Raw genomic sequence first — 17,567 nt, 5'->3', positions numbered from 1 at the left:
GAAAGCATCGCGTCATTTACAATGAATTAATTTTAAGCACCATAAATGCGTTTAACTCATGGCAACTATAACCAAATCTTATAATAAGGGCTGAACTGGTTCTATTTTTGAACTGGGGTTCCACTTTGGAACTACGTCACTCATGACAGATTTTTTCACTTTTTCTGCTTAAAAATTATTTTTAGGTGGTTCCAAAAGAGTACTTGATAAATGTTTCATCGTGAAATGAACTGCGTCTCCATAAGGACTTCAAAAGGGTGAAGTCCAAGGAATTAGGGGGGACCTAATAATGAAACTAAATGCATTTTCACTAGTTTTGTCTGTGATGCTAGCGACGTCGGCCCAAGCAAGCCAACGTGTGATCGTGATCATGAAAGATCAACAAACGTTCAAAGCTGCAAACATGGCTTATAAAGCTAAAGGCTCTTACAGCTTGAAAAATTCAGGCATGAACACTTTGTCTAAAGTTGATGGACAAGTTGAGCAGTCTCTAGAAAATTTGAACACGTTGATCGTTAACGCGAAAGACGACGTTGAAGTTTCTAAGTTGCAAGCTGATCCTTCAGTTGCATACGTAGAGAAAGAAGTTTTCCACGAAGCACCACGTCCGGTTGCAGGTTGGTTGTCTACTCCAGCTGCTAAGTCTTCTCAACAAACTCAAATCCCTGGCAAAAATACTCCTTGGGGTATCGTAGCTGTTAAAGCTCCACAAGCTTGGGCTACTTCAAAACAAGGTCAAGGCGCTCGCGTTCTTGTTCTTGATACAGGTATCGATGCAAACCATCCTTCTTTGAAAGCTAACTTCGAACAAGGTAAAGACTTTACTGGTGCTAGCGATGGTTCTGATTTCACAGACCACGTTGGTCACGGTTCTCACTGCTCTGGTACAATCGCAGGCGTGATGGATTCTTCTGGTTTCACAGGTGTTGCTCCTAAAGCAAAAATCTTGATGGGCCGTGTATGCTCTGACGATGGTTGCTCAAACGTTGCAATCGCTGCTGGTATCAACTGGGGTATCCAACAAAAAGTTGATGTAATCTCTATGTCTTTGGGTGGCGCTTGGTCGACTCCTGCTGAAAGAGATGCAGTTGCTAAAGCTGATAAAGCAGGTCTTACTGTTGTAGCAGCTTCTGGTAACGACGGTTCAAACAAAGTTTCTTACCCAGCGGCTCTTCCTTCTGTAATCGCAGTTGGTGCAGTTGATAACACTCTTAAGAAAGCTGATTTCTCTCAATACGGTCCTGAGTTGGCAGTTGTTGCTCCTGGCGTTGACGTTGTGTCTACAGTTCCACAAGGTACTGGCCGTGAGTCTTCTGTAACTTTGATCGTTGGTCAAAAATCTGCGAAAGTTAACTCTGCTACATTCCAAGGCGCTCGCGAAGTTTTGAACGGCGAAACGAACGTATTGGTTGATGCTGGTTTGGGTAAACCTGAAGATTTCAAAGGTAAAGACCTTAAAGGTAAATACGCTTTGATCTCTCGCGGTGAAATCTCTTTCGGCGATAAAATCAAAAATGCTATCGCTGCAGGTGCTACTGGCGCGATCATCTACAACAACGCTCCAGGCTTGTTGCAAGGTTCTTTGACTTCTGATGGTTCAACATTGCCAGCAGCAGTATTCATGATCGAACAAACTGTTGGTCAACAATTGGTAGCGGCTTTGAAAGCTAACACAGCTGTAAAAGCAACTGTTCAAACTGTTGCAACTGACTACGCTTCTTTCCAAGGTACTTCAATGGCGACTCCACACGTTGCTGGTGTTGTAGCTTTGATCAAAGCGACAAACAAAAAATTGACTGGCGCGCAAGTTAAAGCAATTTTGAAACAAACTGCGACTGCATTGGGTCCAAACTCTAACAATGAGTACGGTTCTGGTGTTGTTAATGCTGAAGCAGCTGTAAACGCAGCAAAAGCAGCAAACTAATCTGATTTAAAAATCAAATTCACGAAAGGCTCTGGGAAACCAGGGCCTTTTGTCGTTTTGGACATAGTTAATTTCGTTCTTGTAAGTTGTTTTTCGTGACTAGGAATAATGAACTTTTCATCTGTAAGGCCGTCAAGGTGAGGGTCTCGAAAAAAAAACTACCACGGAATTGGGAGAACAAATGAAGTTACGTCTATGTTCAGTGCTTCTGTCAGTAGGGTTGGCGTCGGTGGCCAACGCGGATCAAAGAGTGATCGTTGTGATGAAAGATGCTCAGTCTTATTTGCAAGCGCGCTCTGCTTTCGTTTTAAAATCGGCAGGTGATTTCCATGTTGAACACAACTTGGATTATTTAAATACCTTCGTTGGAACTGTTCGTTCAGATGCCGATATTGAAAATATGAAACAACAACCTGGCGTGATGTTGGTAGAAAAAGAAACTTTTCATCCAGCGCCGGCACCTATTCGTGGGTACTTGGGTAAACCCGTTAGCGTAAAAGATTTGCCAGGAGCACGTACTCCATGGGGAATCATGGCTGTGAAAGCGCCACAGGCTTGGGATAAATCGAAATCAGGCGAAGGCGCTCGAGTTCTGGTGCTTGATACCGGTATCGATAAAGATCATCCTGCGATCAAATCCAACTTTGAACGTGGTCAAGATTTCACGGGCAGAAGTTCGGGTGATGATTTTGCGGATCTTGTTGGGCACGGAACTCACGTATCGGGAACTGTAGCTGCGGTTCTTGATCAAACGGGCTTCACGGGTGTTGCTCCTAAAGCAAAACTTTTAATGGGTCGCGTGTGTTCGACTTTGGGTTGTTCAAGCTCTGCGATCGTTCAAGGGATCAACTGGGGTATTTCACAAAAAGTAGATGTGGTTTCAATGTCATTGGGTGGCGCATGGTCGACTCCTGCTGAACGTGATGCTGTCGCAAAAGCTGATAAAGCGGGTGTGGTTGTTGTTGCGGCTTCAGGTAATGACGGCTCAAGCAAAGTTTCTTATCCAGCAGCATTGCCTACAGTGATCGCTGTGGGTGCAGTGGCTGAAAACCTTGTCAAAGCAGACTTCTCGCAATACGGACCTGAATTAGCGCTTGTTGCTCCGGGCGTAGACGTTCTTTCATGTGTTCCGCGCGGCACAGGTCGTGACGCTGAAGTTTCGATTGATAACGGTCAGTCGAATGAAAAAGTTAAATCGACGTCATTCCAAGGGGCTCGCGAAGTCTTCCAAGGCGAAACAAATGTGTTGGTGCCTGCAGGACTTGGTAAACCTGAAGACTTCAAGGGAATCGACGTCAAAGGTAAATACGCGTTGGTATCTCGTGGTGAGATCTTGTTTTCTGATAAAGCTAAAAATGCCGGTGCAGCAGGAGCTTTGGGTGTTGTTATCTACAATAACGTTCCAGGTCTGATTCAAGGTGCATTGACGGCTGATGGTTCAACACTTCCAGTTGCAGCCTTCATGGTTGAGCAAGCTGTTGGTCAAAAAATCATCGCTGACATTCAAGCTGGTAAAACAGTGAAAGCGAGTTTGAAAACGATTGCGACGGATTACACAGAATTCCCAGGGACATCAATGGCGACGCCACATGTTTCGGGTGTTGTTGCGTTAGTGCGCGCAACGAACAAGGCGCTGACTCCTTCACAAATTAAAGATTTGTTGAAAAGAACAGCACAACCTTTGGGACCAAATCAGCAAAATCAATACGGTGCGGGTCTTGTGAATGCAGAAGCTGCTGTTAACGCAGCGGTGCAGTCACGCAAAGTTCAGGCTCAACCGGTAGAGATGACGGTGATTCACTAAGATCTCTGTTTGTTTTTCATTTAAAACGGCTTCTCTGTGTAAGAGGAGCCGTTTTTATTTGCGCAAGTGCGTGGTTCTTTACATAATTTTTATATGCAGCATTTACCTACCGCGATTACTGATTTAGCTCTCATCTTGGCAACAGCAGGTTTTGTTACTTTGCTTTTTAAAAAGTTAAATCAACCGATCGTGTTGGGATATCTGGTTGCAGGTTTTATTGTGGGTCCAAAGACGACTATGCTGCCTTCGATTTCTGGTTCTGAAGGTGTGCAATTGTGGGCCGATATCGGTGTGATCTTTCTTCTGTTCGCATTAGGTCTTGAATTCAGTTTTAAAAAATTATTGCGCGTCGGCGGTGCTTCCAGTGTCGCAGCCTTATTTGAAGTCAGCTGTATGATCTTGTTTGGATTTACAACAGGTCATCTGTTGGGCTGGAACTTTATGGACAGCCTGTTTTTAGGCGGTATCCTTTCAATTTCTTCAACGTCTATCGTGGTGCGCACATTAGACGAATTAGGATTTAAAAATCGCCGCTTCGTGGGTGTCTTGCTGGGTATCTTAGTGATCGAAGACTTAGTTGCGGTTTTATTGTTGGTTTTGTTAACAACCGTCGCCGTGACTCGTGACTTCGCCGGCATGGAGATGTTGTTTTCTAGTTTGAAACTCGCATTCTTCTTATGTTTGTGGTTCGTGACGGGGATCTTCTTGTTGCCAACGTTCTTGAAGCGCTCACAAAAAATTCTGAATGAAGAAACGATCTTGGTCGTGGCAGTGGGCTTGTGTCTATTGATGGTGGTCTTTGCCAACAAAGTCGGATTCTCGTCAGCTTTGGGGGCTTTCATTACCGGCTCGGTTCTGGCAGAAACTATCGAAGGGGAGCGTATTCATCATTTGATTACGCCGCTTAAAAATTTATTTTCTGCCGTGTTCTTTATTTCCGTGGGCATGTTGATTGACCCTGCAGTGTTAACAGAACATTGGCGTGTGGTTTTGATTTTATCAGCGGTTGTGATTTTCGGAAAAACAATTGCCGTCACTGTCGGATCCATTCTTTCAGGACAGACTTTTAAGTCCTCTTTGCAAACGGGCATGAGTATCGCGCAAATCGGGGAGTTTTCTTTCATCATCGCGACGGTGGGTTTAAGTTTAAAAGTCGTCAGCGCCCAGCTTTATCCATTGGCGGTGGCTGTGTGTGTGGTGACGGCGTTTACAACTCCGTACATGATGAAATCTTCAGGCGCCGTGTATCGCTTCCTTGAAAAGATTTTGCCCGAGCGTTTTGTCGTGGCACTTGATCGTTATAGCATGATTTCATTTTCACTGGCGTCGAATAAAGAATGGCGCGAGCAAGTCCGTGCATATGTTTTAAAAATCTTCCTGAATTCAGTCATTATCATTGGGGTGTTTCTATTAATGGCACGAGTGTTCTTGCCGTTCTTGTTGGAACGCCAAATGGATGAACGTTCTGCGAAGTTTCTGACGTTATCGGTCACGTTGATCGGGACAGCGCCCTTCTTGTGGGCGCTTGCTTTCGGAAGGACTCGTCACTTTGATGCGATGATGGAAACTGATGGCAAGAATACGCATAACTATGTGTTCATGGTGTCTCGTGTGATGGTTGCTGTCGGCCTTATTGGTGCGATGGTGGCACAGTTTGTACCGATTTGGTGGGCTGTAGGTATCACGGTGTGGATGGTCGTGGTTGTAGGGTATGTGTTTGCGACCAAGCTTCGCGAAATCTATTCGTGGTTTGAAAGTCGTTTCTTGTCGAATTTGGAAGACGAAAGTCACAAGGTTCATGCGAAGAAACACAGTCATACATTGGCCCCATGGGATGCCCATTTGACCGAGTTCGTCGTGCCTGCCGAAGCGCCTTATGTGGGGACCGAGTTGCAACATTTAAAAATTCGCGAACATTTTGGTATTACAGTGGCCTTAATTGAACGCGGTAAACGTCGAATTGCGGCTCCACGCGGTGATGATTCGTTTATGCCTGCCGATAAAGTATTTGTGATCGGCACGGATGAGCAGCTAATGAAGTTTAAAACTTTTATCGAATCCGAAGAAGTTATCAGTGGCTTATCACTTGAAGAAACTCCTGATTACAGTCTTGAGCAGTATTTAGTCACAGCCGATTCAGATTGCGTTGATAAGACGATTCGTGAATGTGGCTTGCGCGAGAAAACTCACGGTTTGGTTGTGGGTTTGGAGCGTGATGGTCAGCGTATTTTAAATCCCGATTCGTTAGAGGTTTTGCAAGTCGGGGATCTATTATGGATCGTCGGAGATCGCGATAGTATTTTAGAGCTGGCGTAATTAAACTCGCCAGCGAATCATATTTTTGATTACTTCCATTTTTTGTTTCGTGTAAGGCGGATACATCAAGCCTAAAAGTTTTCCGCCCCAGCCTTGACGTAATACCGATTTGCCGTGAGAAAACGTCTTAAAGCCATGAATGCCATGACTTGTGCCCATGCCGCTTTCGCCAACGCCGCCAAATGGCAGGTTATCATTGCCAAGATGAATCACGGAATCGTTAATCACCAAGCCACCGGATGACGTTTGGCTTTGTACGGCTTCAATTGTCATTTCGCTGTGAGAATAAACGTAAAGTGCTAAAGGCTTTGGTCTTTCGTTGATAAAGTGAATCACTTCGGTGATGTCTTTGTATTTCATAAGTGGCAAGATGGGTCCAAAGATCTCCTCTTGCATCAGGCGTGAATGAACGTCCACATTTTCTATAACTGTTGGCGAATAGTAGCGCGTGTTTTCATCGCTCTCTCCACCGAATAAAATCCCGGCCCCTTGTGCAAGGGCTTCGGCCTGCATTTCTTTTAAACGCAGGCAGTGTTTGTGCGAAATGATGCGAGCATAATCGGCATAAGCTTTTCGTTGTGCGGGTTCTTTTCCGAAAATGTTTGCAAGTTTTTGCGTAAATAAACGCACAAAAGATGGATAGACGGTTTCTTGAATGAAGAGGTAGTCGGGGGCCACACATGTTTGCCCGGCATTCATAAATTTCGACCACAGTAATTTTTCTGCCGCTAAATCTAAATCTGCAGTGTTGTCGATGATTGTCGGGGACTTGCCACCTAACTCTAAAGTGACGCTGCTTAGATTTTTAGCTGCTGCTTCCATCACAAGTTTGCCGATCTGTGTGCTCCCGGTGAAGAAGATGTGATCGAAAGGTTGTTTCAAAAGATTTTGCGTCGTTTCGGGACCGCCTTCGACGACACGAATGAATTCTTCGGCGAAAGCGCCATTTAATAATCGCGCGATCAAGGTTGTCGTCGCCTGCGTGTATTCCGAAGGTTTAACCACACACGTGTTACCGGCAGCGATGGCAGAAATCACAGGTCCCAAAGTCAAGAGCACCGGGTAATTCCACGGCGAGATCACTAAGCATACGCCGCGCGGTTCATAGTGAATGTAACTTTGCGAACCTTTTAAAAATAATGGAGCAGGAACACGTTCCGGTTTCACCCAATTGCGTAACTGTTTTTGAGCGTGACGAAGCTCCATAAGAAGCGGGTAAATCTCTGTCGTCAGCGTTTCCATTTCTGGTTTGTTGAAGTCTTCTTTGAGTGCTTGAACAAATTCTTTTTGATTTGAATCGATCAGATTTTCTAAGGTCTTTAAATGCTCAAGACGCAAATCAATCGCTTCTTTACGCAGTTGCAGGCTGTACTGTTTTTGATGGAGATAGAGTTGTTCAAACATAACTCTATTTTAGATCTTAAGAAGACTGAGGCAATGAGTATTTTGATGTCATACTGCGGTCTTTTGGCGACCGCACTATTTCTTTCTTTGATTCAAAGCGAGCATCAAGATCTCTTCGCCTAAATCGTTATTCATAAGTTCTGGATGGAACTGCAAAAGCAAGCCTTTGCCGTTCTTAAATTCCGTCGCTTCAGTGACACCATCTGATGCAACCGCAGCAATTTCAAGCAAGCCGCCTTCACGATAAACGACAGATTGATGGTGAATAGAGTTCACCAAGATTTGTGAACTGTTTGAACTCAAAGAGCGCAAAATATTATTACTTGTGCCTTGGATTTCAATCGTGTGCCAGTCATTGGCGTGTGCAACTTTGTGACCGATTTGTTCAGGCACGTCTTGAATCAACTGATAACCCAGCGCCACTGAAGCGATCTGTGAACCGCGGCAAACGCCAAGTAAGAAGCCCTGATCTTTTTCCACGTAAGACTTAATCAACGCAGCTTCGAACTGATCGCGCGAAGGAGTGACCTTGCGGCAATGAGAGTTGATTTGGCGATACAAGGTTGGATCAACGTCATCACCACCCATGGCAACCATGAACGGGAAGTGGTTTGAAATTAACTGGAAGAACTCTGTGGTTTCTTCGTACGTCAATCCCAGGTTGGCATTGATCGGCAGAATGAAGCAGCGTTCTTTCATACGATGAAAGACCTTTTGAAAACCAAGAATGCGTGGCGAATGCATTGAATAATCGAACGGCAAGTTTGCGATCATCAATACCCGTGGCTCCCAGCGGTTTTCTTCAAGCAAAGAAAAACCATCCAAAGGGAGTTGCGGAATGTGATTTTCAAAAAGATTCATCAGGCAGGAGTTTTTAGCCATCTCGCTTAAGTAGCGACGCGCAGCTTGTTCGGGAGTCTCATCAACTCGAACAGGGATGACCATTGGAGCCAGGGTGTGCCCAGAGTTCCACTCGTAAAGACGCAAATTCTGCGGAGCGCTTGCTGAAGACATATCTTACTGACTTATCGGAAAATTGAGGCGTTTCATAACGTTATAAAGTGTCTCAAATCAGAGCGCTTTTGAGAGGTCCAGAACTTGTGAAACGACATTCATAATGCGGCGAGCTGCAATAGGGCGCATCTCAGTTCAAACTATATAAATGAAAACTATAAAGAAGATAAAAAACTAGTAATTTCCTTTAACGGCAAAAAGGCCTAATCTTAATTCATCAACGAAACAAACTTTAAGAGAGGTTTATATGATCACAGTTAGAAAATCAGCAGACAGAGGCAACGCAGAACACGGTTGGTTGAAATCCCGCCACACATTCTCTTTCGCGGATTATTACGATCCACGTTTTATGGGCTTTAGTAACTTGCGCGTGATTAACGAAGACCGCATCGCGGGTGCGACGGGCTTCGATACCCACGGCCATCGCGATATGGAGATTATTTCTTACGTTATCGAGGGCGAGTTAAAGCATCAAGACTCAATGGGTACTAACACAGTGATCAAACCTGGCGAAGTACAAAGAATGAGTGCTGGCACAGGTGTTCGTCACTCAGAGTATAATAACTTGAGCGATAAAGAGACGCACTTCCTGCAAATTTGGATCACTCCAGAAAAAACAGGAATCACTCCAAGCTATGGTCAGAAATCTTTCGCAAATGATTTTTCATGCAGCGATATGATTCTGGTGGCATCACGCGACGGTCGCAATGGTTCGATTACAATCAACCAAGACGTCGATATGTATGCAGTGAAAGCGCAAGACATTGGTGAGAAAAAATTGAAAACGTACCCACATCGTCACATTTGGGTGCAAGTGATTAAAGGTGACGTAACAGCCGACGGAACTGCTTTGCAAGCGGGCGATGGCGCCGCAATCCAAGAAGTTGAATCCGTAAAACTTCAATGGAGCAAAGACGCGGAATTTATCGTTTTCGATCTTCCGTAAGTCGGGCCGCAGACAGAGAAGCAGAAAGGATGCCATTATGAAAGAGCAAATCGTCGAGGTCAGCAAACGCCTTAAAGATCTTCATCGCCGCTTTCTTGAAAGAGAAAGACAACAGGCCGAGAAATACTTTGAGCGCAGAATTTCTCCTTTCGATTTTTTACAGATGTTGACTCACGAGCAGAGCTTTAAGTGGTTGCAACCGTTTTCGGCTCTGATTGCAGAGATCGATGCCTTCGCTGATGAAAGCGAAGAAGTGACGCAAGCGGATTTGGACTGCATCAGGGAACAAATTGATTTCGTGTTGCATAAAGAAAATCCGCAGGCAGCGATCTATCATCGCTATCAGCATCATTTAAGTGAAGATCCAGAGTTCGTGTTATTACATTCTAGTTTGCGCCAAGCGCTGATTAAGTTAGATTCAGGTAAGAAAAAGTTAGAAAGAGGACAGTTAAATGGTTCAGGGCAAACGTTATAATGATTTAGCAGCAAAGATCGTAGCAGGACATTTCGAGATCACGGCTGGTGTCACGCAAGAAAAAGGCGGCGGTGACGAAGGCCCAAGTCCTCATGAAATTCTGGAAGCGGCCCTTGCTGCTTGCACGATCATCACAGTGCAGATGTATGCGAACCGTAAAGGTTGGAAGCTGGAATCGACCGATGTCAAAATCACGATCGATTCGGAAAGTAAAACGGAATCAAAAATCTCGCGCGAGTTGACGTTTAAAGGCGAATTGGATGCCGAACAAAAACAGCGTTTGTTTGAAATCGCAGAAAAATGTCCTATCCACAATCTTTTGGAAAGCCACATCACAATCACTTCAACAATGGTATAAGCCGGTTTACACACCGGCTTTGCCGTCGTAAGATAATTTAAATTTTCAGCAAGGTAGTGCAAATGAATAAGGGACGTCTGGAAGCATTTAGTGATGGTGTGATTGCAATTATCATTACGATCATGGTGTTGGAACTAAAAGTTCCGCACTCTCCGGATCTTTCAGCGTTGTCAGAACTTATTCCGGTGTTCATCAGCTATATTCTAAGTTTCATTTATGTGGGTATTTATTGGAACAATCACCATCACTTAATGCATTCAATTCATAAAGTGAATGGTGGAATTCTGTGGGCGAACTTGCATCTGCTGTTTTGGTTATCTTTGGTGCCGTTTACAACATCGTGGATGGGCGAAAATCATTTCCCCACAGTTCCCGTTGTGATTTATGGCGTGAACCTGATGATGTGTGGGATCGCTTATACGATTTTAACTTATGTGTTGTTGCGCTCTGAAGGTGCAGATTCTAATTTAGCGCAAGCGGTGAAGTGTGACTATAAAGGCAAGATTTCAGTTGTGGCATACGCGATTGCGATTGCAGCGGCTTTCTATCATTCGTGGATTTCTTATGCGGTTTACATTTCTGTCGCCGCGATGTGGTTAGTTCCAGACCGTCGTATTGAGAAAATCTTATTGGGCGAACACAAAGTCTAAAGCGCCGGGGAATTTGTTTGCGTCCAGAACAGGGAAACCGTTAGCATTTTAGTAGCGGAGTTTTCATGTCGGCAGCTCAGAAATTATGCGTAGTTCTGTTTTTGGTTTTGTCATCTTGTAACAAGTTTTCTTCAAACGACTCGACGACGACTCAAGATCCGTCTTCAGGTATCACGAGTTCTACCAATCAGACGGTTGGCATTTATCCCCATAAGATTGATTTCTACATTCCAAGTGGAGCGACATCGGCGATCGTCTTTCTTCACGGTGGTGGTGGTAAAAAGGAAGGCATCGAATATTCCTTGGGCTTTAAAACTACAAATACCACAACGTCTTATGTACTGACCTCAAGCGCACAGACGTGGCTGGCTAATAATCATGTGATGGCGGTTTTTCCCCAAGGACAAAACGTAACGGGTAATAATTGGACTTGGTCAAATTACGTCATGATTTCTGGCGCAGACGATGTGGCATTTCTTCAAGCATTGGTGACTTCGATTAAAGCAAATTATCCATCTGTGACTAAAGTGTATTTGGCAGGACATTCTAATGGCGGAATGATGGCGAATCGTATGTGGTGCGAATCTCCATCGACATTTGATGGTTATGCTGCTTTGGCGGGACCTCCATCCGTTCATTTGGATGCAAGTAGTGATCATCCCTGCGCACCTAGTACCGTAAAACCATTCATAAGCATTGTCGGGGATCGCGATCGTGTTTTGGCCACGACCAATAATATGGCTGCAGCAACTTGGACTATCAATTCTAATTTGGTTACAGAGCCAAGCGCTTGGTATGACGCAAGCCCAACGGTGTTGAACGATAAATTGTATTATTCTGTTCGAACGAATTTAAAATGTGCCACGACGCCTGCAACGCCAACGGTATCAGGACAAGTTACGACTTATGGTGATTGTTCTGGTTCGTTAAAGCTAATGATTATTGCTTCAACGGGAACGGCTTTGAACCCAACAGGAGGCGATCATTGTCTGGGATCAGCAAGTGACGTCAGCTTGCCATGTTTAACGAATCTTGCCGGCGACACCGGCCTGGATCTGAAGACCGAGATTTTTAATTTCTTAAAGAACTTCTAAACAGGTTGTCTGAACCGAGACAACCTGTCTTGGCAATTATTCTTTGTATTTACCGTGACCGTTTTTGCGAATGTCGCCCATGTGCTGCAAGATTTTAGCGGCCATTGCATTGTCATTGTTTGCGAACGCTTGTTGCAATTGTTCAGACAACGCTACTTCCTGCGACATCAAGTCTTGATAATCTTTAAGAGCGGCTTCTTTTTCTCCATCTGGAAGATCAGCGATTGTTTCCGGGACTTGTTGAGCCACGATTTTAAAAAGCACCGTCATCTGCTGACTTTTTTCTAGATTTTTTGAATTTTGAGAAGAGTCAGCAACACTGCTGCCGATCGCTTTGAAGAGCGTCCCTAGTTGCTTCATGTTTTGTTTTAAAGAAGCAGACGAACCCAATTCTTGGGCGAATGCGGACGACATCATTAAGGCGACTGCCGCGAAGGAAACAAAGAATATTTTTTTCATGTGAACTCCTTTGTGAAGTTCTTTTTTCTATCTTTTGTTCTGTTGAAGTTCACTCTCATAAAGTTGAGTTACAGCCTTTTAAGACCTCGACGTTTTTTGCAAATAAACATGCGGCGTCTGGTAATTTAGGATGTTTCGTGTCTCAGGATGAGACTGGAACGCTTAAGTGATGATTATTCTTCATAATAATTAAAAATATAAGCAAACAAACCGATAAGATGTTCATGAGAACATGTACGTTTGCTGGTTTTTTTCTTATTATGTTCGCATTTAGTGTGGTGCAAGCCGCACCAAGTGCATTGACATATCAAGGCCGTATATTGAAGGCGGATGGTTCTGCGCTTGAGTACAGTTCCGTTTCATTCTTGTTTCAAGTCACTGATTTTTCTGGTTCCTGCGTTATCTATCAAGAGCAAGTTAATGGTTACAACATGGTGAACTCGGGTGGCGTGTTCGACATCGCGATTGGTAACGGTGCCGTGCAGTTTCCTTCGTCAGGTCTTTTTACAATTCTTGATGCCTTCAATAATTCATCGACATTTCAATGTGGCAGCTGTGTCGCAAGTGGTAGCAGTTATTCTTGTTCAAACAGTGGTTCCGTTTATACGGCAGCGATCGCAGATACCAGAAAACTGCGCGTGGCGTTTTATGATGGCAGTGGTTGGAAGACGATTTCTCCCGATGCAGTGATTCGCTCGGTACCTTTTGCTGGTTATGCGATGTCAGCGCAAAAGCTTGGAACCAAAGCCGCAAGTGACTTTGTTTTGAAAGCAGAAGTGAATGGCAATGTTTCGTGTAGCAGTGGTAATTTCCTAACGTGGGATGCGACGACGCAAACGTTTGGATGTTCTGGTGTCAGCGGTGCTTCGGGCGGAACGGTGACGAATGTTACTTCAAGCAATGCTTATCTTTCCGTGGTGAATGGGGCGGCGACTCCGCAATTGACAGTCAATGTGGGAACTGTGGCGAATACGGTGGCTGCGGGGAATGACTCGCGTATCGTTAACGCTATTCAGTCAGGCGCGACGGCGTCGGGTGATTTAACAGGAACATATCCAAGTCCAACGGTTGCACAAATTCGTGGTGTTGCAGTCAGTGCGACAGCGCCGACTTCGGGGCAGTTCTTTAAATATTCAGGAACGAATTGGACTCCTGCTGCGATTGCAATTTCTGACGTTACGAATTTAAGTACGACGTTGAGTGGTTATTTAACTCAAGCCGCTTTTAACACCGCGGTTGCAAGTGGCACATGCAATGCGGATGAAACCCTGTATTGGAATTCGGTTTCAAGCAAGTTCATGTGTCAAAACATCACGTTGGCATTTGCTGGTGATGTCAGCGGTGGAATCGCAACGACGAAAGTCACAGCTCTTCAAGGCAGAGCGGTATCAACGACGGCGCCGACATCAAATCAAGTATTGCAATGGGATGGGACAACGTGGTCGCCGTCGACGTTGCCTGCGGGAAATGCGGGAACAGTCACGACCGTCACATCAACAAGCAGTTACCTTGTTGTTGCTAATAATACGACGACTCCGGCTTTGACGTTAAATGTGGGGACTGGAGTTAATACAGTTGCGGCAGGTAATGATTCGCGTATCACGAATTCTGTGCAAAATGGTTCTTCTGCGACTTTGACAAGTGTTGTGTTAAAAGATTCGGGCACAAAGACGGTGACGGTGCAAGCGCCGACAACTGTGACGACAAGTTATGTTTTGCGTTTACCGGCTGCAGTGGCTAGTGTCGGCGGGCAGATGTTGACGTCTGATACTTCAGGAAATCTTTCGTGGACAACACCTTCGACAACAGCAACAAGTTATTCCGGTGTGTTGCCAGTTGCGAATGGCGGTACGAATAGTTCAACGGCATTAACTGGCAATAAAGTGATGGTCTCAAACGGCACTGCGATTGTTGAAGGTCCTGCGCTGACAAATGGACAATTACTTGTGGGCTCTACTGGCGCTGCACCAGTGGCAGCTTCATTAACAGCGGGTACGGGTATTACGATCACCCCAGCGGCCGGGGCGATTACTATTGCGACGACAGGCTTGCTGGCAAGTTCATTAGCAGATGGAAAAATTTGGGTTGGCCAAACCGGCACGCCAACTGCCGTCACACCAGGCGGCGATGTTACAATGACGAATGCGGGTGCGTACTCAGTCGTAAAACTTCAAGGTGTCGCAGTGAATAGTACGGCTCCAAGTACCGCAGGCCAAGTACTTCGTTATGATGGTACAAAGTGGACCCCGAATTTTGTTAGTATGTTTGATTTACGCTCGACGGTCACTGGCACAAGTGCCTTTGGTGGTGTGGGTTGTACCGCAGGTCAGACTTTGACTTGGACTGCGGCGACAGACAATTTGTCGTGCACGAATATCGCAGTCACAAGTTCGCAAGTCAGTTTTGGATCGCAAACTGCGAATACTATTTTTGCAGCGCCATCGGGCAGTGCTGGCGTACCTAGTTTCCGCGCGTTGACGACGACAGATTTACCATCGAATGTTCTGACGGGTGCAGGTACCAGTGGTCGAATTCCTTATTATACAGCGGCAAACACCCTAGCAAACTCTGAGTTTTATATAAGTACTTCTGCTCCATTGGGAATTGGTGTGGGAGCATCGCCAGGTCTTGGTCATGGAACCAACGGCAATATGAGATATTTCAGTGTGACGGGATCTGGATCGGGCGCTTCAAATTCTGCTGGTATTTTAAGATTGGGTGGCGATACAACAACGCCTGCCGCAGGAAATCTTTTAGGTGGAGTCGAGTTTGTTTCAAAAAACAATCCGGCTTCTACAAGTATTTACGGGGACGCTGCGATTCAAGTATTTCTTGATGGTGCAGGCGGTGCCGCTGGATTTGGAACGGAGATGGCATTTTCCGTGAAGCGCGATAACTCTACAACGTTGTCGGAAGCGCTTCATATTAGTAGCGCTGGTTACGTGGGCGTTGGTACATCGAACCCTGCGGTGAACCTGCATGCGTATTCTAACAATCCTGGTGGTTACACGATTATTTCGAATGACAACGCAGGTGCCGGCGGAAATCAATGGCGTTGGTATTCATCATCGACAGGTGCACCTCTTGGAGCCAATGCGATGTGTTTTGGTATTGGTACTTGTTTGTTCACTTTGAATAGTGATGGTAGCGCGAAACTAACTGGTGCCTTGACGCAAGCATCGGACATGCGATTGAAAAGAGATGTCGCAACCATTCCGGATTCTTTACGTAAACTCGAAGGTCTTCGTGGTGTCACTTACAATTGGATCGATCCACAAAAAGAATCGAATAAGCAGTATGGTGTCATCGCTCAAGAGGTTGAAGCCATTTTTCCTGATCTAGTTAAAACTGATAAAGAAGGTTTTAAGTCGGTAAATTATACGGGGCTGATCGCTCCGATGATCAATGCGATTAAAGAGCTTAAACATTTATTTGTGCAAAACGATCAGCAAATTCAAAATTTGCAAAAGCAAATGGAATTAAAAGACCAGCAGATGAAAGATCAAGCTGCGCAAATGGAAGCGATGAAGAAAGCGCTTTGTGAGCTCGGTAAAACGGAGTTCTGTCGTTAAGACCAGTTCTTGTCGCTACTCAATTACAAAATTCATAACCATTGCCAAAACTAATTAGGTGAGCATGTCATTTCCAATGAATGCTTGATTGCTTTTTCTTTCTATTCCCGTTGGCGCCATCCTTGAGGCGTATGCTCCGGTGCAGTCGGAGTGGAAAGGGAATATTTATGAAAGCATTCTTACTTGGAATAGGAATTCTATTAAGCGTTCATGCGCAAGCTGACGTCAAAGTGTGGGGAGCTGGTTTGCCCGTTGGTAACGGCCTCGCGCGTACCTACATTAATCTTGATTGCGATGGTAAACCCACAGCCATTGGCATTGGTATGCAAGGCGCAACGTTAGATGGACTGCCTTCGCAAATGCATATGTACGATTATATTTTGCCAATGCCTGAATTCTACAATTTGCCTCCGTTTGAACATGTGATGCTAAATTGGAATCCTCATGGTCATGACCCTATCGAAATCTATGGCGCGCCTCATTTCGATTTCCACTTTTATATGATGAGCAACGAAGACCGTATGAAGATCACTTGTATGGGTGATGATGCGGCCGTCTGCGTGAAAGATCCAGGTGCTGATTATACGCCTCAATATTTTGCACCAACTCCAGCCGGTGTTCCGCAAATGGGTTGGCATTGGATTGATACTCGCTCTGGTGAGTTTCATGGTCAGCCGTTCACAGCGACGATGATTTACGGTTTTTATGATGGCAAAATGGCTTTTGTTGAGCCCATGATCACACGCGATTTTATGCTCTCAAAAATGCCAGCTGGAACTGACTTTCCAACACCTACGAAAGTGCATAAAAGTGGACAATACCCAACGCACTACGATCTGACGTTCGATTCGGTACAAGACATGTACTTTATTGAAATGAATAAGCTCGTAGAAATGCAGGGGGATACCGGCACTTAACAATATAGTTGTTGATTCTTTAGCCGCGAGTTCTGAAGATAGTCTTAGGAGTTTTCAGAGATGCCAACGCTAAAGAATCAACGCTACTTGCTTGCGATCTTCATTGTGATTTTTGTTTTAGTGGGCCTGCGCTATTGTTATTACGGCGCGGTTTTTAGTTCGTGTATCTATTCTGAAAAAGAATTGCCGTTAACTGCGGAATTTACCGATTCCGTTTTTATTCTTACAAAATCCGTCGCCGTTGTCCGCGGCGAGAGTGCCGATTATAAGTGTTTGCCGCACATGGGGCAGATTCGCAACATGTTGGTTGAGGCTCAATATGCTGATCATTATCGCACCTCGGTCGTAAATGGAAAAATCGAATACATCGATGTGAAGTCAGGACTGAATCTTTATCCCATGGAAGTTGTAGCCGTCACTAAGCATGGCATTACGACGATGGATTCCGGTTCCGGTCCTATTTATTATGTGGTGATGCGCGATCCGACAGGACAGCTTTATCAAGTAGCGACTGTGAGTTTGGGATTGAATAAGGGTGATGAGTTCATGAAGGCCGTGAAGAACGGGAAGGAAACTCTGTTAAACCCAATGATTCGTTTTACTGAAGAGCAAAAGTAAAAGGGCCTTTGTGAAG

Annotated in this window: 14 protein-coding genes; 11 read left to right on the top strand and 3 right to left on the bottom strand. The window is 45.0% G+C overall.

What is annotated here, in order from left to right:
* Positions 1-289: 289 nt before the first annotated feature.
* The 3 genes from DOE51_RS11265 (at position 290) to DOE51_RS11255 (ending at position 6,044) form a co-directional block, all read left to right on the top strand.
* Entirely contained in the window at positions 290-1,924 is a 1,635-nt protein-coding gene (locus DOE51_RS11265) for a S8 family serine peptidase (RefSeq protein WP_142696672.1), read from the top strand.
* Between the two features lie 181 nt (positions 1,925-2,105).
* Positions 2,106-3,728, top strand: coding sequence for a S8 family serine peptidase (locus tag DOE51_RS19405; protein WP_142696671.1), 1,623 nt, complete (start codon positions 2,106-2,108; stop codon positions 3,726-3,728).
* Positions 3,729-3,821: 93 nt separating this feature from the next.
* Positions 3,822-6,044, top strand: a complete 2,223-nt coding sequence (locus DOE51_RS11255; RefSeq protein ID WP_142696670.1) for a cation:proton antiporter — start codon at positions 3,822-3,824, stop codon at positions 6,042-6,044.
* Here the strand turns inward: DOE51_RS11255 and DOE51_RS11250 are convergent, their stop codons facing one another.
* Positions 6,045-7,448, bottom strand: a complete 1,404-nt coding sequence (locus tag DOE51_RS11250) for an aldehyde dehydrogenase family protein (RefSeq protein ID WP_142696669.1) — start codon at positions 7,446-7,448, stop codon at positions 6,045-6,047.
* A 75-nt stretch (positions 7,449-7,523) separates the two neighbouring features.
* Positions 7,524-8,462, bottom strand: a complete 939-nt coding sequence (locus DOE51_RS11245) for a gamma-glutamyl-gamma-aminobutyrate hydrolase family protein (RefSeq protein WP_142696668.1) — start codon at positions 8,460-8,462, stop codon at positions 7,524-7,526.
* Positions 8,463-8,709: 247 nt separating this feature from the next.
* Here DOE51_RS11245 and DOE51_RS11240 point away from each other — a divergent pair, with 247 nt between their 5' ends.
* The 5 genes from DOE51_RS11240 (at position 8,710) to DOE51_RS11220 (ending at position 11,985) form a co-directional block, all read left to right on the top strand.
* On the top strand, positions 8,710-9,408 hold the full coding sequence (locus DOE51_RS11240; protein ID WP_142696667.1) for a pirin family protein: 699 nt from the start codon (positions 8,710-8,712) through the stop codon (positions 9,406-9,408).
* A gap of 37 nt (positions 9,409-9,445) precedes the next feature.
* A complete protein-coding gene (locus tag DOE51_RS11235) occupies positions 9,446-9,883 on the top strand; it encodes a hypothetical protein (protein ID WP_142696666.1) in 438 nt (145 codons plus the stop codon).
* Positions 9,861-10,241, top strand: a complete 381-nt coding sequence (locus DOE51_RS11230) for an OsmC family protein (protein ID WP_142696664.1) — start codon at positions 9,861-9,863, stop codon at positions 10,239-10,241. Before DOE51_RS11235 ends, DOE51_RS11230 begins: the two co-directional genes overlap by 23 nt.
* 62 nt (positions 10,242-10,303) lie before the next feature.
* The gene (locus DOE51_RS11225) at positions 10,304-10,891 is read left to right on the top strand and encodes a TMEM175 family protein (protein WP_142696662.1); all 588 of its coding nucleotides are present in this window, start codon (positions 10,304-10,306) and stop codon (positions 10,889-10,891) included.
* 65 nt (positions 10,892-10,956) lie between these two features.
* Entirely contained in the window at positions 10,957-11,985 is a 1,029-nt protein-coding gene (locus DOE51_RS11220; protein ID WP_142696661.1) for a PHB depolymerase family esterase, read from the top strand.
* A gap of 36 nt (positions 11,986-12,021) precedes the next feature.
* Here DOE51_RS11220 and DOE51_RS11215 read toward each other — a convergent pair whose 3' ends face one another.
* Positions 12,022-12,444 carry a cytochrome b562 gene (locus tag DOE51_RS11215; RefSeq protein ID WP_142696659.1) on the bottom strand — a complete coding sequence of 141 codons (423 nt, stop codon included), beginning with the start codon at positions 12,442-12,444 and terminating at the stop codon, positions 12,022-12,024.
* A gap of 224 nt (positions 12,445-12,668) precedes the next feature.
* On the opposite strand from DOE51_RS11215, the gene DOE51_RS11210 reads away from it, so the two are divergent.
* The 3 genes from DOE51_RS11210 (at position 12,669) to DOE51_RS11200 (ending at position 17,551) form a co-directional block, all read left to right on the top strand.
* Positions 12,669-16,016, top strand: coding sequence for a tail fiber domain-containing protein (locus tag DOE51_RS11210; protein ID WP_168196435.1), 3,348 nt, complete (start codon positions 12,669-12,671; stop codon positions 16,014-16,016).
* Between the two features lie 167 nt (positions 16,017-16,183).
* Positions 16,184-16,933 carry a DUF5602 domain-containing protein gene (locus DOE51_RS11205; RefSeq protein WP_168196434.1) on the top strand — a complete coding sequence of 250 codons (750 nt, stop codon included), beginning with the start codon at positions 16,184-16,186 and terminating at the stop codon, positions 16,931-16,933.
* A 60-nt stretch (positions 16,934-16,993) separates the two neighbouring features.
* Entirely contained in the window at positions 16,994-17,551 is a 558-nt protein-coding gene (locus DOE51_RS11200) for a hypothetical protein (protein WP_142696656.1), read from the top strand.
* Positions 17,552-17,567: the final 16 nt, after the last annotated feature.

This window comes from Bdellovibrio sp. NC01, assembly GCF_006874625.1.
GTDB lineage: Bacteria > Bdellovibrionota > Bdellovibrionia > Bdellovibrionales > Bdellovibrionaceae > Bdellovibrio.
This window is presented reverse-complemented; position numbering and strand designations above follow the sequence as displayed.